The following is a 25,021-nucleotide window of genomic DNA, read 5'->3' on the forward strand; positions in this document are numbered from 1 at the left end:
CGGCAGGATCGACGGTCAGCGGCAAGGCTGGTGGACATTTGTCCGCCGGCCTTTTTGCCGTTTGCGGCAGTGGTGTTTTTTCGCGCCAGGGTTGTCAGGTAGGGACTGCTGAGGCAGTGAAGACACCTTAACCCACTCCGGGCGCAGCTGAAAAGCACCGGAACAGGAGAGGTTTCCGACCAGTGTAGTGGTCTGCACTGGTCAGAGACTTCTCACCCGGGAGAATCCCGTACCGCCGGCTTACCGGCCGGGGTTCCACTGAAGTCTTGTCACTGATCAAGCTGGGGAATATGAATGGCTTACTCATACACTGAGAAAAAACGTATCCGCAAGGATTTTGGCAAACTGCCAAAGGTCATGGATGTGCCTTTCCTGCTTGCGATACAGCTGGATTCTTATCGCAAATTCACACAGGCCGATTCTCGCCCTGACGACAGACTGGATGTCGGACTGCAAGCGGCGTTTAAGTCCGTATTTCCGATTGTCAGCTACTCCGGCAATGCTGCGCTGGAGTTCGTAAGCTACACGCTGGGTAAGCCGGCGTTCGACGTACAGGAATGTACTCTGCGCGGTGTGACTTATGCATGCCCGCTGCGGGTGCGCGTGCGTCTGATTATTTACGATAAGGAGTCTGCCAATAAGTCCATCAAGGACATCAAAGAGCAGGAAGTCTACATGGGCGAGATTCCGCTCATGACCGAAAACGGTACCTTCGTAATTAACGGTACCGAGCGTGTGATCGTATCCCAGTTGCACCGTTCCCCGGGTGTGTTCTTCGATCATGACAAAGGCAAGACTCATTCTTCCGGCAAGCTGCTGTACGCCGCCCGCGTAATCCCCTACCGCGGTTCCTGGCTGGACTTCGAGTTTGACCCGAAGGACCTCGTTTACGTACGTATCGACCGTCGCCGCAAGTTGCCGGCGACTATCCTGCTGCGTGCCCTCGGATACAGCTCCGAGGAAATGCTGGATATGTTCTTCGATACCAGCACCTTCGAACTGCATGACGATTCTGTCAGCCTGGAGCTGATCCCGTCCCGCCTGCGTGGTGATGTTGCCTCCTTTGATATCAAGGATGGCAAGGGTAAGGTGATCGTAGAAGAAGGCCGCCGTATCACTCCGCGTCACATCCGCCAGCTTGAAAAAGCGGGTGTTGATCGCCTCGACGCGCCGGTGGAATATCTCCACGGCCGTGTTCTGGCCCATGACGTGATCGATGAGTCCACCGGCGAAGTGGCTGTCGAGTGTAACGCCGAGATCACCGAAGAGGTGGTCGGCAAGTTGCGTGCGCTGAACGTCAAGAAAATCCAGACGCTGTACACCAACGATCTGGACCGCGGTCCGTTCATTTCCGACACGCTGCGCAGTGAGCCGTCCCGCACCCAGCTCGAGGCGCTGGTCGAGATCTATCGTATGATGCGTCCTGGCGAACCGCCGACCAAGGAATCCGCTGAGTCGCTGTTCGAGAACCTGTTCTTCACCGACGAGCGCTACGACCTGTCTGCCGTCGGCCGCATGAAGTTCAACCGTCGCCTCGGCCGCGAGGACGAGACTGGTGCGGGCACCCTGAGCAAAGAAGACATCGTCGATGTCCTCAAGACCCTGGTGGAAATCCGCAACGGTAACGGCATGGTGGACGATATCGACCACCTGGGTAACCGTCGCGTGCGCTCCGTGGGTGAAATGGCCGAAAACCAGTTCCGCGTGGGCCTGGTCCGCGTCGAGCGCGCGGTAAAAGAGCGCCTGTCCATGGCCGAGTCCGAAGGACTGATGCCGCAGGATCTGATCAATGCCAAGCCGGTGGCCGCTGCGGTGAAGGAGTTCTTCGGCTCCTCCCAGCTGTCCCAGTTTATGGACCAGAACAACCCGCTGTCGGAAGTGACCCACAAGCGTCGTGTTTCTGCACTCGGCCCGGGCGGTCTGACCCGCGAACGCGCAGGCTTCGAGGTCCGCGACGTACACCCGACCCACTACGGCCGCGTGTGTCCGATTGAGACCCCGGAAGGTCCGAACATCGGTCTGATTAACTCGCTGGCGACTTACGCCCGCGCCAACCACTATGGATTCCTCGAAAGCCCGTACCGCAAGGTAGTGGACGGCCAGGTTACCGATGACGTGGAATACCTGTCCGCGATCAACGAAGCCAACTACGTGATTGCCCAGGCCTCCGCTGCTGTTGACGACGAGGGCCGCTTTACTGATGAGCTGGTCAGCGTTCGCTTCAAGAACGAGTTCAGCCTGAAGCCGCCGGCGGAGATCCAGTACATGGATGTCTCTGCCAAGCAGGTGGTTTCCGTGGCTGCGGCGATGATTCCGTTCCTTGAGCACGACGACGCCAACCGCGCCCTGATGGGCTCGAACATGCAGCGTCAGGCCGTTCCGACCCTGCGCGCCGAAAAGCCGCTGGTCGGCACCGGTATGGAGCGTACCGTTGCACGCGACTCCGGCGTCTGTGTGGTTGCCCGCCGCGGTGGTGTGATCGAGCGCGTCGACGCGAGCCGCGTCGTTGTCCGAGTACACGATGACGAAGTGGAAGCCGGTGAAGCCGGTGTGGATCTGTACAGCCTGACCAAGTACACCCGCTCCAACCAGAACACCTGTATCAACCAGCGTCCGATCGTGAAGACCGGCGACGTGGTTGCCCGCGGCGATATCCTCGCCGACGGTCCGTCTGTGGATCTTGGAGAGCTGGCGCTGGGCCAGAACATGCGCATCGCGTTCATGCCCTGGAACGGCTACAACTTCGAGGACTCCATCCTCATCTCCGAGCGCGTGGTTCAGGAAGATCGCTTTACCACCATTCACATCCAGGAGCTGACCTGTATCGCGCGCGATACCAAGCTGGGCAGTGAAGAGATCACCGCGGATATCCCCAATGTGGGTGAATCTGCGCTGAACAAGCTGGATGAATCCGGCATCGTCTATATCGGTGCGGAAGTGGGCGCCGGTGACATTCTGGTCGGTAAGGTAACGCCGAAGGGTGAAGCCCAGCTGACTCCGGAAGAGAAACTGCTGCGCGCCATCTTCGGTGAGAAGGCGTCTGACGTTAAAGATACTTCCCTGCGTGCGCCGAGCGGCACCCGCGGTACCGTAATCGACGTGCAGGTCTTCACCCGCGACGGCCTGCAGAAGGACCAGCGTTCCCTCGATATCGAGAAGGCGCAGATGGATCAGGTGCGCAAGGACCTGAACGAAGAGTACCGCATCGTTGAAGCGGCTACTTTCGAGCGCCTGCAGTCCGCTCTGGAAGGCCAGAAAGTGGCCGGTGGCAAGGGCGTCAAGAAAGGTGACGTACTCTCCGCCGATGTACTGGCAAACCTGCCGCGCGAAGACTGGTTCAAGCTGCGCATGGCCGAGGAAAGCCTGAACGAGCAGCTGGAAAAAGCGGAAGCGCAGCTCAAAGATCGTCGCAAGCTGCTGGACGAGCAGTTTGAAGACAAGAAGAAAAAGCTCGAGTCCGGCGATGACCTGGCCCCGGGCGTGCTGAAAATCGTCAAGGTTTACCTGGCGATCAAGCGTCGCATCCAGCCGGGCGACAAGATGGCCGGTCGCCACGGTAACAAGGGTGTGATCTCCGTGATCAAGCCGGTGGAAGACATGCCGTACGACGAGAACGGCGAGCCGGTCGACATCGTCCTGAACCCGCTGGGCGTACCGTCCCGTATGAACGTCGGTCAGGTTCTGGAGATGCACTTGGGTATGGCTGCCAAAGGCCTGGGTGTGAAGATCGACCGCATGATCAAGGAGAAGCAGGAAGCCGAGAAGATTCGCGGATTCCTGGGTGAGGTTTACAACTCCACCGGCGGTCGTCAGGAAGAGCTGGACCAGCTGACCGACGAAGAAGTGCTGGCGATGTCAGAGAACCTGCGTCGTGGTGTGCCGATGGCGACACCGGTCTTCGACGGTGCCGACGAGGGCGAGATCAAGAAGCTGCTGCGTCTGGCGGACGTGCCTGACTCCGGTCAGATCACTCTGTACGACGGTCGTACCGGTGATGCCTTCGAGCGTCCGGTAACAGTCGGCTACATGTACATGCTGAAGCTGAACCACCTGGTGGACGACAAGATGCACGCGCGTTCCACCGGTTCCTACAGCCTGGTTACCCAGCAGCCGCTGGGTGGTAAGGCGCAGTTCGGTGGCCAGCGCTTCGGTGAGATGGAGGTGTGGGCTCTGGAAGCATACGGTGCAGCCTACACCCTGCAGGAAATGCTCACGGTCAAGTCCGATGACGTGGAAGGCCGGACCAAGATGTATAAAAACATCGTGGACTCCGACCACCGCATGGAGCCGGGTATGCCGGAATCCTTCAACGTACTGGTCAAGGAAATCCGTGCGCTCGGCATGAATTTCGAGCTGGAGCACGACTGAGACCCGTAGCGGTGTGAGCGCCTGTCAAAGGCGATAGTGATTGAACGCCGGCAGTCCCAGGGGTAATCGGGATGCCGGCTGGCCCGGCCGAGGCCGGGTTGACTACCTCAACTGGAGGAAAGGCCTTGAAAGATTTGTTAAACCTGGTGAAAGCCCAGGAGCAGCTGGAAGAATTTGACGCCATCCGTATCGGCCTGGCGTCTCCGGACATGATCCGTTCCTGGTCCTACGGCGAAGTGAAGAAGCCGGAGACCATCAACTACCGTACCTTCAAGCCTGAGCGTGAAGGCCTGTTCTGCGCCAAGATCTTTGGTCCGGTGAAGGACTACGAGTGTCTGTGCGGCAAGTACAAGCGCATGAAGCACCGCGGCATCATCTGTGAGAAGTGTGGTGTTGAAGTCACCAAAGCCAAGGTGCGCCGTGAGCGTATGGGCCACATCGAGCTGGCAAGCCCGGTTGCGCACATCTGGTTCCTGAAGTCCCTGCCGTCCCGTATCGGTCTGTTGCTGGACATGACCCTGCGCGATATCGAGCGGGTGCTGTACTTTGAATCCTACGTGGTCACCGAACCGGGCATGACCACCCTGGAGCGCGGTCAGCTGCTGAACGACGAGCAGTACTTTGAAGCGATGGAAGAGTTCGCCGATGAGTTCGAAGCCAAGATGGGCGCCGAGGCCATTCAGGAGCTGATGAGCGATATCGACCTGCCGGCGGAAATCCAGCGTCTGCGGGAAGAGATTCCGGCCACCAACTCCGAGACCAAGATCAAGAAGCTGTCCAAGCGCCTGAAGCTGCTGGAAGCTTTCTACAAGTCCGGTAACAACCCGGAGTGGATGATCATGCAGGCGCTGCCGGTTCTGCCGCCGGATCTGCGCCCGCTGGTACCGCTGGACGGCGGTCGCTTCGCGACCTCCGACCTGAACGACCTGTACCGTCGAGTGATCAACCGGAACAACCGTCTGAAGCGCCTGCTCGAGCTGAACGCACCTGACATCATCGTGCGCAACGAAAAGCGCATGCTGCAGGAATCCGTGGATGCACTGCTGGATAACGGCCGTCGCGGCCGCGCCATTACTGGCTCCAACAAGCGCCCGCTGAAGTCCCTGGCTGACATGATCAAGGGTAAGCAGGGCCGTTTCCGTCAGAACCTGCTGGGTAAGCGCGTCGACTACTCCGGCCGTTCCGTAATCGTGGTTGGTCCGACCCTGCGTCTGCACCAGTGCGGTCTGCCGAAAAAGATGGCCCTGGAGCTGTTCAAGCCGTTCATTTTCGGCAAGCTCGAAGCCCGAGGCATGGCCACCACCATCAAGGCAGCCAAGAAAATGGTCGAGCGGGAAGAGGCCATCGTGTGGGATATCCTCGACGAGGTGATCCGCGAGCACCCCGTGCTGCTGAACCGCGCGCCGACCCTGCACCGTCTGGGTATCCAGGCGTTTGAGCCGGTACTGATTGAAGGTAAGGCCATCCAGCTGCACCCGTTGGTGTGTGCGGCATACAACGCCGACTTCGACGGTGACCAGATGGCGGTACACGTACCGCTGACAATCGAGGCGCAGCTGGAATCCCGCGCGCTGATGATGTCCACCAACAACATTCTGTCGCCCGCCAACGGTGAGCCGATCATCGTACCGTCCCAGGACGTGGTACTGGGTCTCTACTGGATGACCCGCGAGCGCGTGAACGACAAAGGTGAAGGCATGGCCTTCTCCGACATCAAGGAAGTGAGCCGTGCTTTCTACGCCGGCCAGGTTGGTCTGCAGGCGAAGATCAAGGTCCGCATCCGCGAAATGATCGTGGGTGAGGACGGTGAGAAGCATGAAAGCACCGGTCTGCAGGACACCACTGTTGGCCGCGCGCTGCTCTGGAACATCGTGCCCGACGGCCTGCCCTTCGAGCTGGTCAACCAGCCGATGAAGAAGAAGGCCATCTCGCGCATTCTCAACGAGTGCTACCGCAAGGTGGGCCTGAAGGCGACTGTTATCTTTGCCGACCAGCTGATGTACACCGGCTTTGATTTCTCTACCAAGTCAGGTTCCTCCATCGGTGTGAACGACTTCGAGATTCCCGCCGCCAAGGCCGACCTGATCGCCGCCGCGGAAGAAGAAGTGAAAGAGATCGAGAGCCAGTTTGCTTCCGGTCTGGTAACCGCCGGTGAGAAGTACAACAAGGTGATCGACGTCTGGTCCCGTACCAATGACAAGGTCACCCAGGCGATGATGGCCGGTATCAAGAAAGAGAAGGTTGTCGATCGCGAGGGCAACGAGACCGAGCAGGACTCCTTCAACTCCGTGTACATGTACGCAGACTCCGGAGCCCGTGGTAGTGAGGCGCAGATTCGTCAGCTGGCCGGTATGCGTGGCCTGATGGCGCGTCCGGACGGCTCCATTATCGAGAACGCCATTACCGCGAACTTCCGTGAAGGCCTGAGCGTATTGCAGTACTTCATCTCCACCCACGGTGCTCGTAAGGGTCTGGCGGATACGGCACTGAAGACCGCCAACTCTGGTTACCTGACCCGTCGTCTGGTAGACGTGGCCCAGGACGTGGTGATCACCGAAGTCGACTGTGGTACCGACAGCGGTCTGACCATGGCGCCGGTGATCGAGGGTGGTGACGTGATCGAGTCCCTCGGTGACCGCATCCTCGGCCGTGTCGTGGCCCGTGATGTGACCAAGCCGGGCAGCGATGAGATTGCTGTGCCAGCTGGCACCATGATCGACGAGAAGTGGGTCGAGCGTATCGAAACCATGGGTATCGACGAGGTACTGGTACGTTCTCCGATCACCTGTGAGACTGCCCACGGTATCTGCTCCCAGTGTTACGGCCGTGATCTGGCCCGCGGCCACCGTGCCAACTCCGGTGAGTCTGTGGGCGTTGTTGCCGCGCAGTCCATTGGTGAGCCGGGCACCCAGCTGACCATGCGGACCTTCCACATCGGTGGTGCGGCGAGCCGTGCGTCTGCCGCGGACAGCATCCAGGTGAAGCAGGGCGGTACTGTCCGTCTGCACAACGTGAAAGTGGTCGAGACCACCAACGACACCCTGGTCGCGGTTTCCCGTTCCGGTGAGCTGGCACTTGCCGACAGCGCCGGCCGCGAGCGCGAGCGTTACAAGCTGCCTTACGGTGCCAACATCAGCGTCCGTGAAGGTGCTGAGGTCGACCCAGGCCAGATCGTGGCCAAGTGGGATCCGCATACCCACCCGATCATCACCGAGGTGGCCGGTTGGGTGAAACTGTCCGGTATGGAAGACGGACTGTCGATCCGCAAGCAGACTGACGAGATTACCGGGCTGTCCTCGATCGAGGTCATCGACCCCGCCGAACGTCCGTCTGCCGGTAAAGACCTGCGTCCTGCTGTGACCCTGGTGGACGAGAACGGCGAGGAGCTGACGCTCGCGAACAGCAACGCGCCGGCACACTATGCACTGCCGCCGCGTGCCATCCTCAGCCTGAAAGACGGTGACAAGGTCAGTGTCGGTGACGTTATCGCCCGTATTCCGCAGGAATCCGGCGGTACCAAGGACATCACCGGTGGTCTGCCGCGGGTTGCCGACCTGTTCGAAGCGCGTAAGCCGAAAGAGCCGTCCATTCTGGCGGAAATCTCCGGTACCGTTTCCTTCGGTAAGGAAACCAAGGGCAAGGTTCGCCTGCAGATTACTCCGCAGGACGGCAAGCCGCTGCCGAACGGCAAGGATCACTACGAGGTATTGATTCCGAAGCACCGTCAGCTGACCGTGTTTGAGGGTGAAACCGTGGAGAAGGGCGAGGTCATCTCCGATGGTCCGTCCAACCCGCACGACATCCTGCGCCTGAAAGGCGTGGAAGAGCTGGCGCGCTATATTACTAATGAGATCCAGGAGGTTTACCGCCTGCAGGGTGTTGGCATCAACGACAAGCACATCGAAGTGATCGTGCGTCAGATGCTGCGCAAGGTGGAAATCCTGGAGATGGGCGATTCCGAGTTCATCAAAGGTGATCAGGTGGAATACCAGCGGGTCATCGAAGAGAACGAGCGTCTGCGTGCCGAAGACAAGCAGCCGGCTCAGTTCGAGCGTCTGTTGCTGGGTATCACCAAGGCCTCTCTGGCTACCGAGTCCTTCCTGTCCGCGGCCTCCTTCCAGGAGACCACTCGCGTGCTGACCGAGGCAGCGGTGACCGGCAAGGAAGACAACCTGCGTGGCCTGAAGGAAAACGTGGTTGTGGGTCGTCTGATCCCGGCCGGTACCGGTCTGGCGCACCACCTTGAGCGCAAGCGCAAGCGCAGCCTGCAGATGACTGAAGGCTATGCCGAGGGGCCGTCTGCCGCTGAAGTGGAAGCAGCGCTGACCGAGGCTCTGAAGTCTTCCGGGGAGTAACCCCGGCGGCGGGGTGCAAGCCCTGCCACTGGTAAGGGCCCGGCCATCGCGGTCGGGCTTTTGCCGCAATCGACGGTATAAGTGAGTACTCACCAATCTGCCGATTGACTCGTGGGGGAACCGCCTATAGAATGCGGCCCCCGCTTATGTGGGGTGTGCTGTCCGGCGAGCGCGTTTACGTGCCCGGCCTACATACACTGACGACTGAGCCCCTGCTGCTAGAGGTGGGGGCGTTTTATTTTTGGAGTGATTTTTAATGGCAACGATCAACCAGTTGGTTCGTAAGCCGAGAAAACGCAAAGTCGAAAAAAGCGACGTTCCCGCTCTGCAGGCCAGCCCGCAGCGTCGTGGAGTTTGCACTCGTGTGTACACCACTACACCGAAGAAGCCGAACTCTGCACTGCGTAAGGTTTGCCGTGTACGTCTGACCAACGGTTACGAAGTAACTTCGTACATCGGTGGTGAGGGTCACAACCTGCAGGAGCACAGCGTGGTACTGATTCGCGGCGGTCGTGTAAAAGACCTGCCGGGTGTGCGCTATCACACTGTGCGCGGTGCACTGGACTGTGCCGGCGTAAACGATCGCAAGCAGGGCCGTTCCAAGTACGGCGCCAAGCGACCCAAGTAAGGTTTTTACCTTATTTGATTGAATGCGTTTCGGTTTCCAACCGGAGTAAGGCTGAGCTCGCCGATTTGTATTTGTACGGCGGCGTCTCAGAGCAACCCTGAAGAGAGGCAATTACAATGCCAAGAAGACGAGTAGTCGCCAAGCGCGAAGTACTGCCCGATCCTAAGTTCGGGAATGTCACACTCGCCAAGTTCATGAACCACGTCATGATCAGCGGCAAGAAGTCAGTTGCAGAGAGCATCGTGTACGGTGCCCTGGACCTGGTTTCAGAAAAACTGAATAAAGACCCCATCGAAATTTTCGAAGAGTCCCTGGAAAACATTGCACCCATGGTGGAAGTAAAGTCCCGCCGTGTTGGTGGTGCGACTTACCAGGTGCCGGTAGAGGTGCGTCCCTCCCGCCGCATGGCGCTGGCAATGCGTTGGCTGGTGGAGTTCTCCCGTAAGCGCGGTGAGAAGTCCATGGCTCAGCGTCTGGCCAACGAAATGATCGACGCTTCCCAGAACAAGGGCGGCGCGGTCAAGAAGCGCGAAGACGTACACCGCATGGCGGAAGCCAACAAGGCGTTCTCTCACTACCGCTTCTAAGCCTCATGACTTTTTTCAAACTGCTGAAAAACAGCGTGAGACATTAATACCGAAAGGCAGCTTGGGCTTGATTCCATGGCTGCCTTTTGCCGTTATATCGAGGATACAACTGTGGCACGTAAAACGCCTATCGAACGCTATCGCAATATCGGTATCTGCGCCCACGTAGATGCCGGTAAGACCACGACGACCGAGCGCGTACTCTTTTACACCGGCCTGTCCCACAAGATTGGTGAGGTGCACGAAGGCGCCGCAACCATGGACTGGATGGAGCAGGAGCAGGAGCGTGGTATCACCATTACTTCTGCCGCAACTACCTGTTTCTGGGCTGGCATGCAGCAGCAGTTCCCGCAGCACCGCGTAAACATCATCGACACCCCCGGGCACGTTGACTTCACCATTGAAGTAGAGCGTTCCCTGCGTGTACTCGACGGTGCTGTTGTGGTTCTGTGTGGTTCTTCCGGCGTACAGCCGCAGACCGAAACTGTATGGCGCCAGGCCAACAAGTACGAAGTACCGCGCATGGTCTTCGTCAACAAGATGGACCGTGCCGGTGCGGACTTCCGCAAGGTTGTCGGCCAGCTGAAGACCCGTCTGAACGCCACTGCAGTGCCGCTGCAGATGACCATCGGCGCCGAAGACGAGTTCAAGGGCGTTGTCGACCTGGTCAAGATGAAAGCCATCCTGTGGAACGAAGAAGACATGGGTATGACTTTCGACTACGCCGACATCCCGGCTGACATGCAGGACGAGTGCGAAGAAATGCGCGAGTTCCTGGTCGAAGCCGCTGCGGAAGCCAGCGAAGAGCTGATGGAAAAGTACCTGGAAGAAGGTGAGCTGACCGAAGAAGAGATCAAGGCAGCGATCCGTCAGCGCACTCTGGCCAACGAAATCGTACCGGTTCTGGGCGGCTCTGCGTTCAAGAACAAGGGCGTACAGGCCATGCTGGACGCGGTTATCGAATACCTGCCGGCGCCGACCGAAGTTCGTGCGATCGAAGGTACTCTGGACGACGGTGAGACCGTTGAAACCCGTGAAGCAGACGACAACGCACCGTTCGCCGCTCTGGCGTTCAAGATCGCTACCGACCCCTTCGTTGGTACTCTGACCTTCTTCCGCGTTTACTCCGGTAAGCTGGAGAGCGGCACCGCGGTATACAACTCCGTGAAGATGAAGAAAGAGCGCGTCGGCCGGATGGTGCAGATGCACTCCAACGATCGTAAAGAGATCAAAGAAGTACTGGCGGGTGACATTGCCGCAGCGATCGGCCTGAAGGACGTGACCACTGGTGACACCCTGTGTGCCGAAGACGCGAAGATCGTCCTCGAGCGTATGGAGTTCCCGGAGCCGGTAATCTCCGTAGCGGTTGAGCCGAAGTCCAAGCCGGACCAGGAAAAAATGGGTATCGCACTGGGCAAGCTGGCTCAGGAAGACCCTTCTTTCCGCGTTAAGACCGACGAAGAGACTGGCCAGACCATCATCTCCGGTATGGGTGAGCTGCACCTGGACATCATCGTTGACCGCATGCGTCGTGAGTTCAACGTTGAAGCCAACATCGGTAAGCCGCAGGTGGCTTATCGTGAAACCATCCGTAACACCACTGAGATCGAAGGCAAGTTCGTTCGTCAGTCCGGTGGTCGTGGTCAGTACGGTCACGTATGGGTGAAGTTCGAGCCGGCAGAAGACGAGTCCCAGGAAGGTCTGGAATTCGAAAATGCCATCGTCGGTGGTGTGGTACCGAAGGAATACATTCCGGCGGTGCAGAAAGGTATCGAAGAGCAGATGCAGAACGGTGTTCTGGCTGGCTACCCGCTGCTGGGCCTGAAGGCAACTCTGTACGACGGTTCCTTCCACGATGTGGACTCCAACGAAATGGCGTTTAAAATCGCTGCTTCCATGGCGACCAAGAAGCTGGCTCAAGTGGGCGGTGCAGTTCTGCTCGAGCCGATGATGAAAGTGGAAGTGGTTACTCCGGAAGAAAACATGGGTGACGTGGTCGGTGACCTCAACCGTCGTCGTGGCCTGATCCAGGGTATGGAAGACAGCTCTTCCGGTAAGGTTGTGAACGCCGAAGTGCCGCTGGCCGAAATGTTCGGTTACGCCACTGACCTGCGTTCCGCGACCCAGGGCCGCGCGACCTACACCATGGAGTTCCTGAAGTACGCGGAAGCGCCTAAAAACGTTGCCGATGAAATCATCGCCAAAACCAAAGCTTAAGCTTTAGTACCTTTACAACTTTTTAGTTAGAGGATCCTGAAAATGGGAAAAGAGAAGTTTGAACGTTCCAAGCCCCACGTAAACGTGGGCACCATCGGTCACGTTGACCACGGTAAAACCACCCTGACCGCTGCTCTGACTCGCGTATGTGCTGAAGTCTGGGGCGGTGCTGCCGTTGCTTTCGACGGTATTGACAATGCTCCGGAAGAGCGTGAGCGTGGTATCACCATCGCTACCTCCCACGTTGAATACGAGTCCCCGACCCGTCACTACGCGCACGTTGACTGCCCGGGACACGCTGACTACGTGAAGAACATGATCACCGGTGCTGCTCAGATGGACGGCGCTATCCTGGTATGTTCCGCTGCTGACGGCCCCATGCCGCAGACTCGCGAGCACATCCTGCTGTCCCGTCAGGTAGGTGTACCTTACATCGTGGTATTCCTGAACAAGGCTGACATGGTCGACGACGAAGAGCTGCTCGAGCTGGTAGAGATGGAAGTTCGCGAACTTTTGGACCAGTACGAGTTCCCGGGTGACGACACCCCGATCATCGTTGGTTCCGCTCTGATGGCCCTGAACGGCGAAGACGACAACGAGATGGGTACCACCGCTGTTAAGAAGCTGGTTGAAACCCTGGACGAGTACATCCCGGAGCCGGAGCGTGCGGTAGACCAGCCGTTCCTGATGCCGATCGAAGACGTATTCTCCATCTCCGGTCGCGGTACCGTAGTAACCGGTCGTGTTGAGCGTGGCATCCTGAAGACTGGCGACGAGATCGAGATCGTTGGTATCAAGGAAACCACCAAGACCACCTGTACTGGTGTTGAAATGTTCCGCAAGCTGCTGGACGAAGGCCGTGCTGGTGAGAACATTGGTGCGCTGCTGCGTGGCACCAAGCGTGACGAAGTAGAGCGTGGTCAGGTTCTGGCTCAGCCGGGTTCTATCACTCCGCACACCAAGTTCGAGTCTGAGGTTTACGTACTGTCCAAGGACGAAGGTGGTCGTCACACTCCGTTCTTCAAGGGCTACCGTCCGCAGTTCTACTTCCGTACCACCGACGTAACTGGTGACGTACAGCTGCCGGAAGGTACCGAGATGGTAATGCCGGGCGACAACGTACAGATGACTGTCACCCTGATCGCTCCGATCGCCATGGAAGAAGGTCTGCGCTTCGCGATTCGTGAAGGCGGCCGTACCGTAGGCGCCGGCGTGGTAGCCAAGATCATCGAGTAATTTCTACTCCTGATCTAGGTCGGTAAAAAGGCCGCAGCGGTGACGCTGCGGCCTTTTTCAGTTTTAGTGCCAGGCAAGTATCTTGCCGGCTGGCGGGCTCAACTCGCGTTGTTTACGGCCAGTCTTTGCTGATGTCGCAGTGGTGACTGCCTTGGTATAGCTGGTCAAAATCACGTCCATCGATGGCGACCAGCCCCTCGTGATCTCCTGACTCGAAGTACACGGTGTCACAGTGTCCGAAGCTGGAGTCGAGCAACGTGGTTATGCCGTATGCCTGCCCCAATGGCGGTAGTGCGCCCAGTTCGCAGTCCGGAAAGGTTTTGCCGAGGTCGCCCTCCGGTACCATCTCGAGCTGGTTGCGTCCTGTCTCGTCGTGCACGGCGCGTAGGTCGAGGCTACCGCTGGCCGGAATTACGGCCATCACCAGTCCCTGGTTGTCGCGAAGCAGGATAGCCTTGGCCACCCGGTCTTCACGGACGTTAGCGGCGTGGGCTGTTTCCCGGCTGGTTGCGCTGTGGGCGTGGGGGATGACCCGGTAGGAAACCGAGTGGTCATCAAGAAATTGACTGACTGTGGCTGCAATGGTCATGGTGTTTCCCTCGTGTAGCTGCCCGATGGGAAAAGTGTAGTTTCACCTGTCTGTGCCCCCGAATCAGTTAGTCCTGGCCGGTGGTTGACAGTTGCTCAGATCGCCCGTAGAATTCGCGCTCCTTTTCGCCCGCCCTCGGGGTTGCGTAAAAGGACGTTCTTTAGTTCATAAGTTGGAGTTTGATTCCATGCAGGGTCAACGCATCCGAATTCGCCTGAAGGCGTTTGATCACAAGCTGATCGATACGTCTACCCAGGAGATCGTCGAGACGGCCAAGCGCACTGGTGCGCAGGTACGCGGTCCCATTCCGCTGCCGACTCGTAAAGAAAAGTACACCGTGCTGGTTTCCCCGCACGTCAACAAAGACGCGCGCGATCAGTACGAGATCCGTACTCACAAGCGTTTGCTGGACATTGTTGAGCCCACCGAGAAGACTGTCGACGCGCTGATGAAGCTCGATCTGGCGGCCGGTGTTGAGGTTCAGATCAGTCTCGGCTAACACTTTAAATTAACTACCGAATCCCGGGCGAAAAAGGTCCGGGTAGTGTAACGCTCTGAAACTGGGCGGCCGCAGTGGGTTAAAGCCCCGTGCACTGAGAGGTTAATACGATGACTATAGGTATTGTCGGCCGCAAGAGCGGCATGACTCGCATCTTCACCGAAGATGGCGCTTCTGTTCCGGTTACTGTGATTGAAGTAGCTCCGAACCGCGTCACCCAGGTGAAAACCGTGGAAACTGATGGTTACGCTGCAGTTCAGGTAGCTGTGGGCAACCGTAAGGCTTCCCGTGTCTCCAAGCCCCAAGCGGGCCACTTCGCCAAGGCCAACACTGAGGCCGGCACTCGTCTCTTCGAACTGCGTACTGATGGTTCTGATGAGGCTTTCGAAATCGGTTCTGAAATCACCGTGTCCGGCTTTGAAGCTGGCCAGATGATTGATGTCACCGGCACTTCCAAGGGTAAAGGTTTTCAGGGCGGCATTAAGCGCTGGAACTTCAGCATGCAAGACGCTACCCACGGTAACTCCCTGTCTCACCGCGCTCCCGGTTCTATCGGTCAGTGCCAGACTCCTGGCCGCGTGTGGAAAGGCAAGAAGATGGCCGGACACATGGGTGCCGAGCGCGTAACCGTGCAGAACCTCGAAGTGGTTCGTGTTGACGCCGAGCGCAATCTGCTGCTGGTGAAAGGTGCCGTTCCTGGTGCGCCCGGCGGCGATGTAATCGTTCGTCCGGCAGTAAAAGCCTAAGTCTGAGGGTAAATAGATATGGAACTGAATATCGCTACTCCCGAAGGCGCTAAAGGCACTGTAGCTGTCTCTGAAGTGACTTTCGGTCGTGAATTCAATCAGGACCTGGTGCACCAGGCGGTCGTAGCCTATATGGCAGGCGCTCGTCAGGGTACCAAGGCCCAGAAGAACCGTTCTGACGTTTCCGGTGGTGGTAAGAAGCCCTGGCGTCAAAAGGGTACTGGTCGTGCCCGTGCTGGTACTATCCGCAGCCCGCTGTGGCGCTCTGGTGGCGTAACCTTCGCCGCTGAGCCGCGTGATCACAGCGTTAAGCTGAACAAGAAAATGTACCGCGCTGCACTGCGCTGCATCCTGTCTGAGCTTGCTCGTCAGGAGCGTCTGGTAGTAGTCGAGTCTTTTGACGTTGACGCTCCCAAGACCAAGCAGCTGGTAAGCAAGCTTGCACAGTTTGATCTGGCCGATGCCCTGATCATTACTGAGGAAGTGAGCGAAAACCTCTACCTGGCCGCGCGCAACCTGCACAAGATCGACGTTCGTGACGTGCAGGGCATTGATCCGGTTAGCCTGATCCGCTTCGACAAGGTCGTGGTTACCGTGTCTGCGCTCAAGAAAATTGAAGAGGTGCTGGGATGAACCAAGAGCGACTCTACAAAGTACTGCTGGGCCCGGTAATTTCCGAAAAGGCTGCTGTGTTGGCGGACGCCGCCAATCAGGTGGTTTTCAAGGTTACCACCGATGCCACTAAAGCTGAGATCAAGGCTGCGGTAGAAAAACTGTTCAACGTTTCCGTTGAGCAGGTACGCACCGTGAACGTTAAAGGCAAGACCAAGCGCACCCGCTACGGCATGGGCCAGCGCAACGATTGGAAAAAAGCCTACGTTCGCCTGGCCGAAGGCAGCGACATCAATTTTGAAGCTGCTGAGTAAAGGGGAAAGTTGCAATGCCGATTGTAAAAAGTAAACCGACCTCTGCCGGCCGTCGCCACCTGGTCAAGGTTGTTAACCCCGACCTGCACAAGGGTGCGCCCTACGCGCCTCTGGTAGAGAGTAAAAGCAAATCTGGTGGTCGTAACAACGCTGGCCGCATCACCACTCGTCACGTTGGCGGTGGTCACAAGCAGCACTACCGCGTTGTCGACTTCAAGCGCAACAAAGATGGCATCCCAGCCAAAGTTGAGCGCCTGGAGTACGATCCCAACCGTAGCGCACATATCGCCCTGATCTGCTACGCAGACGGTGAGCGTCGTTACATCATTGCACCCAAAGGTCTGAAGGCCGGTGCAACCGTACAGTCCGGTGATGCTGCGCCGATCAGCGTGGGTAACACCCTGCCGCTGCGCAATATCCCGGTTGGTGCCGTGATTCACGGTATCGAGCTGAAGCCGGGCAAAGGCGCCCAGCTGGCTCGTTCTGCTGGTGCCTCTGTACAGCTGGTAGCCCGCGAAGGTCAGTACGCGACCATTCGTCTGCGCTCCGGTGAAATGCGTAAGGTTCTGTCCGAGTGCCGCGCCACCCTGGGTGAAGTGAGCAACTCCGAGCACAGCCTGCGTAAGCTGGGTAAAGCTGGTGCCAAGCGCTGGCGCGGTGTTCGTCCTACCGTTCGCGGTGTGGCGATGAACCCGGTGGATCACCCGCATGGTGGTGGTGAAGGCCGTACCTCTGGTGGTCGTCACCCGGTTACTCCGTGGGGCGTTCCGACCAAGGGTAAGAAGACGCGCAAGAACAAGCGCACCGATAAAATGATTGTACGTCGTCGCGGCAAATAAGCCGCGCGTCGTCTGAGCAGCTAGAGAGGAATCGACAGTGCCACGCTCATTAAAGAAAGGTCCCTTTATTGATCTGCATCTGATCAAGAAGGTGGAGGCGGCGATTGCAGCCAATGATCGTCGACCGATTAAAACCTGGTCCCGCCGTTCCATGATTATGCCGGAAATGGTGGGTCTGACGATTGCCGTGCACAACGGTCGTCAACACGTGCCCGTTCTGGTCAACGAAGAAATGGTTGGCCACAAGCTGGGCGAGTTCGCCGCTACCCGCACTTACCGCGGTCATGCTGCGGACAAGAAAGCGAAGAAGCGCTAAGCCGAGGTTATAACGATGGAAGTAGCAGCAAAATTACGCGGCGCTCGTCTGTCGGCGCAAAAGGCGCGTCTGGTAGCTGATCAGATTCGCGGCAAAGGTGTCGAGGAAGCCCTGGACATCCTGGCGTTCAGCCAGAAGAAGGGCGCGGCGATCGTCAAGAAGGTTCTGGAGTCGGCCATTGCCAACGCCGAGCACAACGAAGGTGCCGACGTTGACGAGCTGAAGGTTTCTACGATTTTCGTAGATGAAGGTATGACCATGAAGCGCATTAAGCCGCGTGCAAAAGGTCGTGCCGATCGGATTCTTAAGCGTACTTGTCACATCACTGTGAAAGTGGCCGAGAAATAAGAGAGCAGGCGAGAAAACCATGGGACAAAAAGTACATCCTACCGGCATTCGTCTGGGTATCGTTAAAAAGCATACTTCTGTTTGGTATGCCGGCAGCGACGAGTACGCAGACAAGCTGTACACGGATCTGAAAGTTCGCGAATACATTCGCAAAAAACTGGCCCACGCTTCCGTGAGCCGTATCGAGATCGAACGTCCGGCCAACACCGCGCGTGTGACTATTCACACCGCTCGCCCGGGCATCGTGATCGGTAAAAAAGGCGAAGACGTTGAGCGTCTGCGCAAAGAAGTTAGCGCTCAGATGGGTGTGCCCGTGCACATCGACATCGAAGAAGTGCGCAAGCCCGATCTGGACGCTGCGCTGGTTGCCCAGAACGTAGCCCAGCAGCTGGAGCGTCGTGTGATGTTCCGTCGCGCTATGAAGCGTGCGGTACAGAACGCAATGCGCCAGGGTGCCGAAGGTATCAAGATTCAGGTAAGTGGCCGTCTCGGCGGTGCGGAAATCGCACGTACCGAATGGTATCGCGAAGGCCGTGTGCCCCTGCACACCCTGCGTGCCAACATTGACTACGCCACTCATGAAGCGATGACCACTTACGGCATCATCGGTATCAAGGTGTGGATCTTTAAAGGCGAAGTTATCGGTGACGAAATTCCCGATGAAAAGCCGGCGAAGACCCGCAAGAAAGCTGCTAAGTAAGGGGTGCGCAGATGCTACAACCGAAGCGTACAAAATTCCGCAAGGTACAGAAGGGTCGCAACCGCGGTCTTTCCCAGCGCGGCTCTAAAGTGAGCTTTGGCGAGTTCGGCCTCAAGGCCATCGGTCGCGGTCGTATTACCGCCCGTCAGATCGAAGCAGCTCGTCGCGCAATGACTCGTCACGTTAAGCGTGGCGGTAAGATCTGGATTCGTGTGTTTCCGGACAAGCCCATTTCCAGTAAGCCCCTCGAAGTTCGAATGGGTAAAGGTAAGGGTAACGTAGAATACTGGGTAGCTCAGATCCAGCCGGGTAAGGTCCTCTATGAAATGGAGGGTGTTTCCGAAGATCTGGCTCGCGAAGCTTTCGAGCTCGCCGCAGCCAAGCTGCCTGTGAAGACAACTTTCGTTAAGCGTTCGGTGATGTAATGAAGACTGCAGATCTACGCGAAAAGTCAGTTGAAGAGCTGAACCAGGAATTACTGAATCAGCTCGAGGCTCAGTTTAAGCTTCGCATGCAAAAGTCCACCGGTCAGCTGACTCAGACCCATCTGCTGAAGCAGACTCGTCGCGACATTGCTCGCATTAAGACTGTGTTGACCGAGAAGGCAGGTAACTAATCATGGCTGAAGCAAAACTGAAGCGCACACTCACCGGTAAGGTAGTGAGTGACAAGATGGATAAAACCATCACCGTTTTGATCGAGCGCCGTGTTAAGCACCCGATCTACGGCAAGATTGTGAGCAAGTCCACCAAGCTCAAGGCCCATGACGAGAACAATGAGTGCAGCATCGGTGATGTTGTAACCATCGAGGAATCTCGTCCGCTGTCCAAGAGCAAATCCTGGTCTTTGCAAAAAATTGTAGAGCGTGCGGCGAAGGTTTAACCCCTAGCGCATTGAAGAGTTTCGGAGAGAGACGATGATTCAAGCGGAATCCTACTTAGAAGTAGCTGACAACAGTGGGGCTCGCCGTGTCATGTGCATCAAGGTGCTGGGCGGCTCCCATCGTCGGTATGCTGGCGTGGGCGACATTATCAAGGTGACCGTTAAGGAAGCCATCCCCCGCGGTAAAGTAAAGAAAGGTCAGGTGATGAACGCAGTTGTGGTTCGCACCAAGAAAGGTGTGCGTCGCCCCGACGGCTCCCTGATCAAGTTTGACGAAAACGCAGCGGTACTGCTGAACCAGCAAAATGCGCCGGTCGGCACCCGTATTTTTGGCCCGGTAACTCGCGAGCTGCGCAGTGAGAAGTTCATGAAGATCATCTCGCTGGCCCCCGAAGTTATCTAAGCCTGGAGCGGAGATAGAGTAATGCGCAAGATCAAGCGTGACGACGAAGTCATCGTTATCGCCGGTCGCGACAAGGGCAAGCGTGGCACTGTACGCAAGGTGCTGAACGATGGCCGACTGATCGTATCCGGTGTACAGATGATCAAAAAACACCAGAAGCCGAACCCGCAGATGGGCATTTCCGGCGGTATCGTTGAGAAGGAAGCCGCTATCCAGGCTTCCAACGTGGCGATTTTCAATCCGTCAACCCAGAAAGCTGACCGTGTGGGCTTCAAAGTACTGGAAGACGGCACTAAGATTCGCGTCTTCAAATCCAACGGCGAAGCCGTCGACGCATAAGCAGGTTGGGTATTTATCATGGCAAAGCTGAAAGAGCTCTACGTTAAAGAACTCGCGCCCAAGCTGAAAGAAGAGCTGGGGCTCGACAATGTGATGTCCGTGCCGCGCATCACCAAGATCACCGTCAACATGGGTGTTGGCGAGGCGATTGGTGACAAGAAGGTACTGGAACATGCTGTCAGTGACATGACAGCGATTACTGGTCAGAAACCCATCGTGACCAAAGCGCGCAAGTCTATTGCGGGCTTTAAGATCCGTGAAGGTTGGCCGATCGGCTGTAAGGTGACTCTGCGCGGCGAGCGCATGTACGAGTTCCTGGAGCGTCTGGTTGACATCGCGATCCCGCGTATCCGTGACTTCCGTGGCATCAGCCCGAAGCAGTTCGACGGCCGCGGCAACTTCTCTATGGGTGTGACCGAGCAAATCATCTTCCCGGAAATTGACTACGACAAAGTAGACAAGCTTCGTGGTCTGGATATTTGCATTACCACCACAGCAGCGAACGACGACCAAGGTCGTGCCCTGCTGAAAGCGTTTAACTTCCCGTTCAAGGGTTAAGAGGATTCCATGGCGAAGAAATCCATGATTGCGCGTGAGAACAAGCGCGCTCGAACCGCAGCTAAGTACGCTGAAAAGCGTCAGGAGCTGAAGGCGATCATCGCCAGTCCCACTGTCTCCGATGAGGAGAAGTGGGAGGCTCAACTCAAGCTGCAGAAAATGCCGCGCGATGCAAGCCCGGTACGTCAGCAACGCCGCTGCCGTATTACTGGTCGCCCCCACGCTGTTTACCGTAAGTTCGGCCTGTGCCGTAACAAGCTGCGCGAAGCGGCCATGCGTGGTGATGTTCCCGGCCTGGTTAAGTCCAGCTGGTAAAGGCAGACTTGAGGAGTCTTTATAAATGAGTATGCAAGATCCGTTGGCAGATATGCTGACTCGCATCCGCAATGCCCTCGGGCGCGGTAAGGCGAGCGTTACCCTGCCTTCATCCAAATTGAAAATCGCCGTTGCCAAAGTCCTGAAGGATGAAGGTTACGTTAACGATTACGCTGTAAGCGAAGGCGCCAAGCCTGAACTGACCATTGACCTGAAATACTTCCAGGGCAAGCCGGTTATTGCTGAGCTGGATCGGGTATCCCGTCCTGGCCTGCGCGCTTACTCTGGTAAGAAAGCTCTGCCTTCCGTACGTGGTGGTCTGGGTATCGCTATCGTCTCCACCTCCAAGGGTGTGATGACTGATCGTGCTGCCCGTCAGGCCGGCGTCGGTGGCGAAGTGCTCTGCACCGTATTCTAAGCGGGGGTTGGTATGTCTCGAGTAGCAAATGATCCAGTAAGTATCCCCGCCGGCGTAACCGTTGACCTGAAGGGTCAGGACATCGCCGTCAAGGGTGGAAATGGCAACCTCAGCATGGTTATCCACAACGATGTGGAAGTGGCCGAGGCTGACGGCAAGCTGACTTTCGCAGCCCGCAATGGTTCCAAGCAGGCCAAGGCCCTGTCTGGTACCACTCGCGCTCTGGTCAACAACATGGTTGTTGGCGTGAGCCAGGGTTTCGAGAAGAAACTGCAGCTGTTGGGTGTTGGTTACCGCGCGAAAGCGGCTGGTAAATCCGTCAACCTGACTCTGGGCTTCTCACACCCGATCGATTATCAGCTGCCGGAGGGCGTCACCGCCGAAACCCCGAGCCAGACTGAAATCGTACTGAAGAGCAGCAACAAACAGCTGCTGGGCCAAGTGGCCGCCGAGATCCGCGCATTCCGTCCGCCGGAGCCCTACAAAGGTAAGGGTGTCCGCTACGCCGAGGAACGCGTGTATCGCAAAGAGGCCAAGAAGAAGTAGGTAGGGCATTGAAATGAACGTTAAGAAGCAATCTCGCTTGCGTCGTGCACGTCGTGCCCGCGCCAAGATCCGCGAGCTCGGCGCTGTTCGCCTGACCGTGAACCGCACGCCGCGCCACATTTACGCACAGATCCTGTCCGCCGACGGCGACAAGGTATTGGCCTCCGCCTCTACCCTCGATAAGGACCTGCGCGCAGGTAAAACCGGTAACGTCGACGCCGCCACAGCGGTTGGCTCCCTGATCGCCGAGCGCGCCAAGGCAGCCGGCGTTGAAGAAGTTGCCTTCGACCGCAGCGGTTACAAGTACCACGGCCGCGTCAAGGCTCTGGCTGACGCTGCCCGCGAAGCCGGTCTGAAATTCTAAGGGTTGAGTTATGGCTAGAGAGAAAGACAAAAGCAACGACGAAGGCCTGCAGGAAAAGCTGGTCCAGGTCAATCGCGTTGCCAAGACTGTAAAAGGTGGTCGCATCTTCGCTTTCACCGCACTGACTGTTGTCGGTGACGGTAATGGCCGCGTCGGTTTCGGTCGCGGTAAAGCCCGCGAAGTACCGGTCGCTATCCAGAAGGCGATGGAAGCTGCGCGTCGCAACATGATTCAGGTTGACCTGAATGGCGACACCATCCAGTACGCCACCAAGGGTGTACACGGTGGTTCCAAGGTATATATGCAGCCGGCCTCCCAGGGTACCGGTGTAATTGCCGGCGGTGCCATGCGCTCCGTACTGGAAATGGCAGGCGTACACAACGTACTGGCAAAGTGCTACGGCTCCACCAACCCGGTGAACGTAGTGCGCGCTACTTTTGACGCGCTGGCTCAGATGAGCAGCCCGGAAGACGTAGCGGCCAAGCGTGGCAAGTCTGTTGAAGAAATCCTGAACTGATCGCGGTTCGGACCAAAGGTTATTTAGTGGGTAAGACCATGGCTAAGAAGACCATTAAAGTCACCCAGATCAAAAGCATCGCCGGACGCCTGAAAAACCATCAGGCGTGCGTTGCCGGTCTGGGTCTGCGCCGCATCGGTCACACTGTGGAAGTGGAAGACACTCCGGCTGTGCGCGGCATGATCAACAAAGTGAACTACCTGGTGAAGGTGGAGGGGGAATAACATGCGTTTGAATGAACTTTCTCCCGCCGAAGGTCACAAGCACTCTGCCAAGCGCGTTGGTCGCGGTATCGGCAGTGGCCTGGGCAAGACCGGTGGCCGTGGCCACAAAGGTCAGAAGTCCCGTTCCGGCGGCAGCGTTCGTCCGGGCTTCGAAGGCGGTCAGATGCCGCTGCAGAAGCGTCTGCCGAAGTACGGCTTCACTGCATATACCTCTCGCTTTGCGGCTGAGGTACGTCTGGGTGAGCTGAACAAGGTAGATGGCGACGTAATCGATTTGGCAGCGCTGAAGAATGCCGATATTATCGGCAGCCACGTAAAACGCGCCAAAGTGTTCCTTTCTGGCGAACTGACCAAGGCGGTAACCGTCAAGGGTCTGGGCGTCACCAAGGGTGCGAAAGCGGCCATCGAAGCTGCTGGCGGTAAAGTAGAAGACTAATTGAGGCCCCAATGGCACGACCAGGATCCGGCGTAAATTCCCTGGGCAACAGCAAGGGATTGGGCGAGCTTTGGGCTCGCCTTCGTTTTCTGTTCCTCGCGATTCTTGTGTATCGCGTAGGTACCCATATTCCGGTGCCCGGCATTGATCCGGAGAAGCTGTCCAACCTGTTCAACCAGAACCAGGGAACCATCCTTGGCCTGTTTAACATGTTCTCGGGCGGCGCACTGGAGCGCATGAGTATTCTGGCTCTGGGCATCATGCCGTACATCTCCGCGTCCATCATCATGCAGTTGATGACCGCGGTGACACCGTCCCTCGAAGCCCTCAAGAAAGAGGGCGACGCGGGACGGCGCAAGATCAACCAGTACACACGGTATCTCACCGTTGTACTGGCCCTGATCCAGGGTATCGGCATGACCTTTGGCCTTGCTGGCCAGAACCTCGCCTATTCGGCGGAGCCGGCATTCGGTTTCTACTTCGTGGCCGTCGTGTCACTGGTTACCGGTGCTGTCTTCATGATGTGGCTGGGTGAGCAGATCACCGAGCGCGGCGTCGGCAACGGCATTTCCATGCTGATCTTTGCCGGTATCGTTGCCGGGCTGCCCAGTGCCATCGGTCAGGCGTTTGAACAGGCCCGCCAGGGTGAGCTGCATATCCTGCTGCTGCTGGCCATCGGCTTTGTCGCCATCGCTATCGTCTACTTCGTCGTTGTGATGGAGCGGGGGCAGCGACGGATCACTATCAACCATGCGCGCCGTCAGGCCGGTCGCTACTCAGCTGCGCCTGCAGCTCAGTCCAGCCACCTGCCGCTGAAGGTCAACATGGCGGGCGTGATCCCGGTGATTTTTGCCAGCAGTATCCTGCTGTTCCCGGCCACACTGGCGCAGTGGTTTGGCCAGGGCGGTGAAGGAATTGGTGCGCAGATTCTGCAGTGGATGGCGCTGCAGCTTGGCCCCGGCCAGCCGTTGAACATTATCCTGTTCGCGCTGCTGATCGGATTCTTCTGCTTCTTCTATACGGCGTTGATGTTCAACCCGAATGAAGTTGCCGACAACCTGAAAAAGTCCGGCGCGTACGTGCCCGGCATCCGTCCCGGTGAACAGACGGCCCGCTACATCGATAGCGTGCTGACTCGTCTCACCCTTGTCGGCGCCGTGTATATCGCTCTGGTCTCCCTGCTACCGCAGTTCCTGGTGGTTGGGCTGAACATACCCTTCTATCTGGGTGGTACTTCGCTGCTGATCGTTGTGGTCGTGGTGATGGACTTCATGGCTCAGGTGCAGTCGCACTTGCTGTCCCACCAGTATGAAGGACTGATGAAAAAGGCGAACCTGCAGGGCTACGGTCGCCGCTAACAGCGGTGTCCGGCATGCGGTTTAAGTGAATTGAGGTAGGATCATGAAAGTACGCGCTTCTGTTAAAAAGATCTGCCGTAACTGCAAGATCGTGCGCCGCAAGGGCGTTCTGCGGGTTATCTGCAGTGCCGAGCCGCGCCACAAGCAGCGGCAGGGCTAATCCCGCATCGCGAGGCTACGCTTCGCGCCGGGATAAGCGACTGACCATGGATGGTCAGGCTGGCGTCCGCTTCAGGGAAGGTTGAACGAGACGCCGTTTGAGAATATGCCAATTAGCGCGGCCCCCGCGGTAACTGGCGACACCGGA

General features: G+C 57.5%; 30 protein-coding genes. 29 read left to right on the plus strand and 1 reads right to left on the minus strand.

Annotation, left to right across the window (positions count from 1 at the left end):
- Nucleotides 1–294 precede the first annotated feature (294 nt).
- The 6 genes from rpoB (at nucleotide 295) to tuf (ending at nucleotide 13,391) form a co-directional block, all read left to right on the plus strand.
- Nucleotides 295–4,368: a DNA-directed RNA polymerase subunit beta gene (gene rpoB / locus AUP74_RS06785; protein ID WP_069946917.1), complete on the plus strand. Its 4,074-nt coding sequence runs from the start codon at nucleotides 295–297 to the stop codon at nucleotides 4,366–4,368.
- Between the two features lie 125 nt (nucleotides 4,369–4,493).
- Nucleotides 4,494–8,723, plus strand: coding sequence for a DNA-directed RNA polymerase subunit beta' (rpoC, locus tag AUP74_RS06790; protein ID WP_069946918.1), 4,230 nt, complete (start codon nucleotides 4,494–4,496; stop codon nucleotides 8,721–8,723).
- Between the two features lie 256 nt (nucleotides 8,724–8,979).
- Nucleotides 8,980–9,351 (plus strand): 30S ribosomal protein S12, encoded by a 372-nt coding sequence (gene rpsL / locus AUP74_RS06795; RefSeq protein ID WP_067087076.1) that lies wholly within the window; start codon nucleotides 8,980–8,982, stop codon nucleotides 9,349–9,351.
- Between the two features lie 116 nt (nucleotides 9,352–9,467).
- Nucleotides 9,468–9,938, plus strand: coding sequence for a 30S ribosomal protein S7 (gene rpsG, locus AUP74_RS06800; protein WP_069946919.1), 471 nt, complete (start codon nucleotides 9,468–9,470; stop codon nucleotides 9,936–9,938).
- Nucleotides 9,939–10,049: 111 nt separating this feature from the next.
- Nucleotides 10,050–12,155, plus strand: a complete 2,106-nt coding sequence (gene fusA / locus AUP74_RS06805) for an elongation factor G (RefSeq protein ID WP_069948746.1) — start codon at nucleotides 10,050–10,052, stop codon at nucleotides 12,153–12,155.
- Nucleotides 12,156–12,197: 42 nt separating this feature from the next.
- Nucleotides 12,198–13,391: an elongation factor Tu gene (gene tuf, locus AUP74_RS06810; RefSeq protein WP_069946920.1), complete on the plus strand. Its 1,194-nt coding sequence runs from the start codon at nucleotides 12,198–12,200 to the stop codon at nucleotides 13,389–13,391.
- A 112-nt stretch (nucleotides 13,392–13,503) separates the two neighbouring features.
- Here the strand turns inward: tuf and AUP74_RS06815 are convergent, their stop codons facing one another.
- Nucleotides 13,504–13,980 carry an aminoacyl-tRNA deacylase gene (locus tag AUP74_RS06815; RefSeq protein WP_069946921.1) on the minus strand — a complete coding sequence of 159 codons (477 nt, stop codon included), beginning with the start codon at nucleotides 13,978–13,980 and terminating at the stop codon, nucleotides 13,504–13,506.
- A 187-nt stretch (nucleotides 13,981–14,167) separates the two neighbouring features.
- Between AUP74_RS06815 and rpsJ the strand changes: the two genes are divergently transcribed.
- The 23 genes from rpsJ (at nucleotide 14,168) to rpmJ (ending at nucleotide 24,874) form a co-directional block, all read left to right on the plus strand.
- Nucleotides 14,168–14,479 (plus strand): 30S ribosomal protein S10, encoded by a 312-nt coding sequence (gene rpsJ, locus AUP74_RS06820; RefSeq protein ID WP_067087062.1) that lies wholly within the window; start codon nucleotides 14,168–14,170, stop codon nucleotides 14,477–14,479.
- Nucleotides 14,480–14,589: 110 nt separating this feature from the next.
- On the plus strand, nucleotides 14,590–15,225 hold the full coding sequence (gene rplC, locus AUP74_RS06825) for a 50S ribosomal protein L3 (protein ID WP_069946922.1): 636 nt from the start codon (nucleotides 14,590–14,592) through the stop codon (nucleotides 15,223–15,225).
- Nucleotides 15,226–15,243: 18 nt separating this feature from the next.
- A complete protein-coding gene (gene rplD / locus AUP74_RS06830; protein WP_069946923.1) occupies nucleotides 15,244–15,858 on the plus strand; it encodes a 50S ribosomal protein L4 in 615 nt (204 codons plus the stop codon).
- The gene (gene rplW / locus AUP74_RS06835) at nucleotides 15,855–16,151 is read left to right on the plus strand and encodes a 50S ribosomal protein L23 (RefSeq protein WP_067087051.1); all 297 of its coding nucleotides are present in this window, start codon (nucleotides 15,855–15,857) and stop codon (nucleotides 16,149–16,151) included. The genes rplD and rplW overlap by 4 nt, the downstream gene beginning before the upstream one ends.
- A gap of 14 nt (nucleotides 16,152–16,165) precedes the next feature.
- A complete protein-coding gene (gene rplB / locus AUP74_RS06840; RefSeq protein ID WP_067087048.1) occupies nucleotides 16,166–16,990 on the plus strand; it encodes a 50S ribosomal protein L2 in 825 nt (274 codons plus the stop codon).
- 37 nt (nucleotides 16,991–17,027) lie between these two features.
- Entirely contained in the window at nucleotides 17,028–17,306 is a 279-nt protein-coding gene (rpsS, locus tag AUP74_RS06845) for a 30S ribosomal protein S19 (protein ID WP_069946924.1), read from the plus strand.
- A gap of 15 nt (nucleotides 17,307–17,321) precedes the next feature.
- Nucleotides 17,322–17,654, plus strand: coding sequence for a 50S ribosomal protein L22 (rplV, locus tag AUP74_RS06850; protein WP_069946925.1), 333 nt, complete (start codon nucleotides 17,322–17,324; stop codon nucleotides 17,652–17,654).
- Nucleotides 17,655–17,673: 19 nt separating this feature from the next.
- Nucleotides 17,674–18,354: a 30S ribosomal protein S3 gene (gene rpsC / locus AUP74_RS06855; RefSeq protein WP_069946926.1), complete on the plus strand. Its 681-nt coding sequence runs from the start codon at nucleotides 17,674–17,676 to the stop codon at nucleotides 18,352–18,354.
- Nucleotides 18,355–18,365: 11 nt separating this feature from the next.
- The gene (gene rplP / locus AUP74_RS06860; protein ID WP_067087034.1) at nucleotides 18,366–18,779 is read left to right on the plus strand and encodes a 50S ribosomal protein L16; all 414 of its coding nucleotides are present in this window, start codon (nucleotides 18,366–18,368) and stop codon (nucleotides 18,777–18,779) included.
- Nucleotides 18,779–18,970 (plus strand): 50S ribosomal protein L29, encoded by a 192-nt coding sequence (rpmC, locus tag AUP74_RS06865; RefSeq protein WP_069946927.1) that lies wholly within the window; start codon nucleotides 18,779–18,781, stop codon nucleotides 18,968–18,970. Before rplP ends, rpmC begins: the two co-directional genes overlap by 1 nt.
- A 2-nt stretch (nucleotides 18,971–18,972) precedes the next feature.
- Nucleotides 18,973–19,236 carry a 30S ribosomal protein S17 gene (gene rpsQ / locus AUP74_RS06870; RefSeq protein ID WP_069946928.1) on the plus strand — a complete coding sequence of 88 codons (264 nt, stop codon included), beginning with the start codon at nucleotides 18,973–18,975 and terminating at the stop codon, nucleotides 19,234–19,236.
- Between the two features lie 34 nt (nucleotides 19,237–19,270).
- Complete coding sequence (gene rplN / locus AUP74_RS06875; protein ID WP_069946929.1) at nucleotides 19,271–19,639, plus strand: 50S ribosomal protein L14; 369 nt, start codon at nucleotides 19,271–19,273, stop codon at nucleotides 19,637–19,639.
- 21 nt (nucleotides 19,640–19,660) lie between these two features.
- Nucleotides 19,661–19,978 carry a 50S ribosomal protein L24 gene (gene rplX / locus AUP74_RS06880; protein WP_069946930.1) on the plus strand — a complete coding sequence of 106 codons (318 nt, stop codon included), beginning with the start codon at nucleotides 19,661–19,663 and terminating at the stop codon, nucleotides 19,976–19,978.
- Nucleotides 19,979–19,996: 18 nt separating this feature from the next.
- Nucleotides 19,997–20,536: a 50S ribosomal protein L5 gene (gene rplE, locus AUP74_RS06885; RefSeq protein WP_069946931.1), complete on the plus strand. Its 540-nt coding sequence runs from the start codon at nucleotides 19,997–19,999 to the stop codon at nucleotides 20,534–20,536.
- A 9-nt stretch (nucleotides 20,537–20,545) separates the two neighbouring features.
- The gene (gene rpsN / locus AUP74_RS06890; protein ID WP_069946932.1) at nucleotides 20,546–20,851 is read left to right on the plus strand and encodes a 30S ribosomal protein S14; all 306 of its coding nucleotides are present in this window, start codon (nucleotides 20,546–20,548) and stop codon (nucleotides 20,849–20,851) included.
- Between the two features lie 25 nt (nucleotides 20,852–20,876).
- Nucleotides 20,877–21,269 carry a 30S ribosomal protein S8 gene (gene rpsH, locus AUP74_RS06895; protein ID WP_069946933.1) on the plus strand — a complete coding sequence of 131 codons (393 nt, stop codon included), beginning with the start codon at nucleotides 20,877–20,879 and terminating at the stop codon, nucleotides 21,267–21,269.
- Between the two features lie 12 nt (nucleotides 21,270–21,281).
- The gene (gene rplF / locus AUP74_RS06900; RefSeq protein WP_069946934.1) at nucleotides 21,282–21,815 is read left to right on the plus strand and encodes a 50S ribosomal protein L6; all 534 of its coding nucleotides are present in this window, start codon (nucleotides 21,282–21,284) and stop codon (nucleotides 21,813–21,815) included.
- 13 nt (nucleotides 21,816–21,828) lie between these two features.
- Nucleotides 21,829–22,179 (plus strand): 50S ribosomal protein L18, encoded by a 351-nt coding sequence (gene rplR, locus AUP74_RS06905; RefSeq protein WP_069946935.1) that lies wholly within the window; start codon nucleotides 21,829–21,831, stop codon nucleotides 22,177–22,179.
- A gap of 10 nt (nucleotides 22,180–22,189) precedes the next feature.
- Nucleotides 22,190–22,696 (plus strand): 30S ribosomal protein S5, encoded by a 507-nt coding sequence (rpsE, locus tag AUP74_RS06910; RefSeq protein WP_069946936.1) that lies wholly within the window; start codon nucleotides 22,190–22,192, stop codon nucleotides 22,694–22,696.
- A 38-nt stretch (nucleotides 22,697–22,734) separates the two neighbouring features.
- Nucleotides 22,735–22,920: a 50S ribosomal protein L30 gene (gene rpmD / locus AUP74_RS06915; RefSeq protein ID WP_067086993.1), complete on the plus strand. Its 186-nt coding sequence runs from the start codon at nucleotides 22,735–22,737 to the stop codon at nucleotides 22,918–22,920.
- A 1-nt stretch (nucleotide 22,921) separates the two neighbouring features.
- Complete coding sequence (gene rplO / locus AUP74_RS06920; RefSeq protein ID WP_069946937.1) at nucleotides 22,922–23,356, plus strand: 50S ribosomal protein L15; 435 nt, start codon at nucleotides 22,922–22,924, stop codon at nucleotides 23,354–23,356.
- Nucleotides 23,357–23,367: 11 nt separating this feature from the next.
- On the plus strand, nucleotides 23,368–24,714 hold the full coding sequence (gene secY, locus AUP74_RS06925) for a preprotein translocase subunit SecY (protein WP_069946938.1): 1,347 nt from the start codon (nucleotides 23,368–23,370) through the stop codon (nucleotides 24,712–24,714).
- A 43-nt stretch (nucleotides 24,715–24,757) separates the two neighbouring features.
- Nucleotides 24,758–24,874 (plus strand): 50S ribosomal protein L36, encoded by a 117-nt coding sequence (gene rpmJ / locus AUP74_RS06930; RefSeq protein WP_010133825.1) that lies wholly within the window; start codon nucleotides 24,758–24,760, stop codon nucleotides 24,872–24,874.
- Nucleotides 24,875–25,021: the final 147 nt, after the last annotated feature.

The organism is Microbulbifer aggregans, from assembly GCF_001750105.1.
Taxonomy (GTDB): domain Bacteria; phylum Pseudomonadota; class Gammaproteobacteria; order Pseudomonadales; family Cellvibrionaceae; genus Microbulbifer; species Microbulbifer aggregans.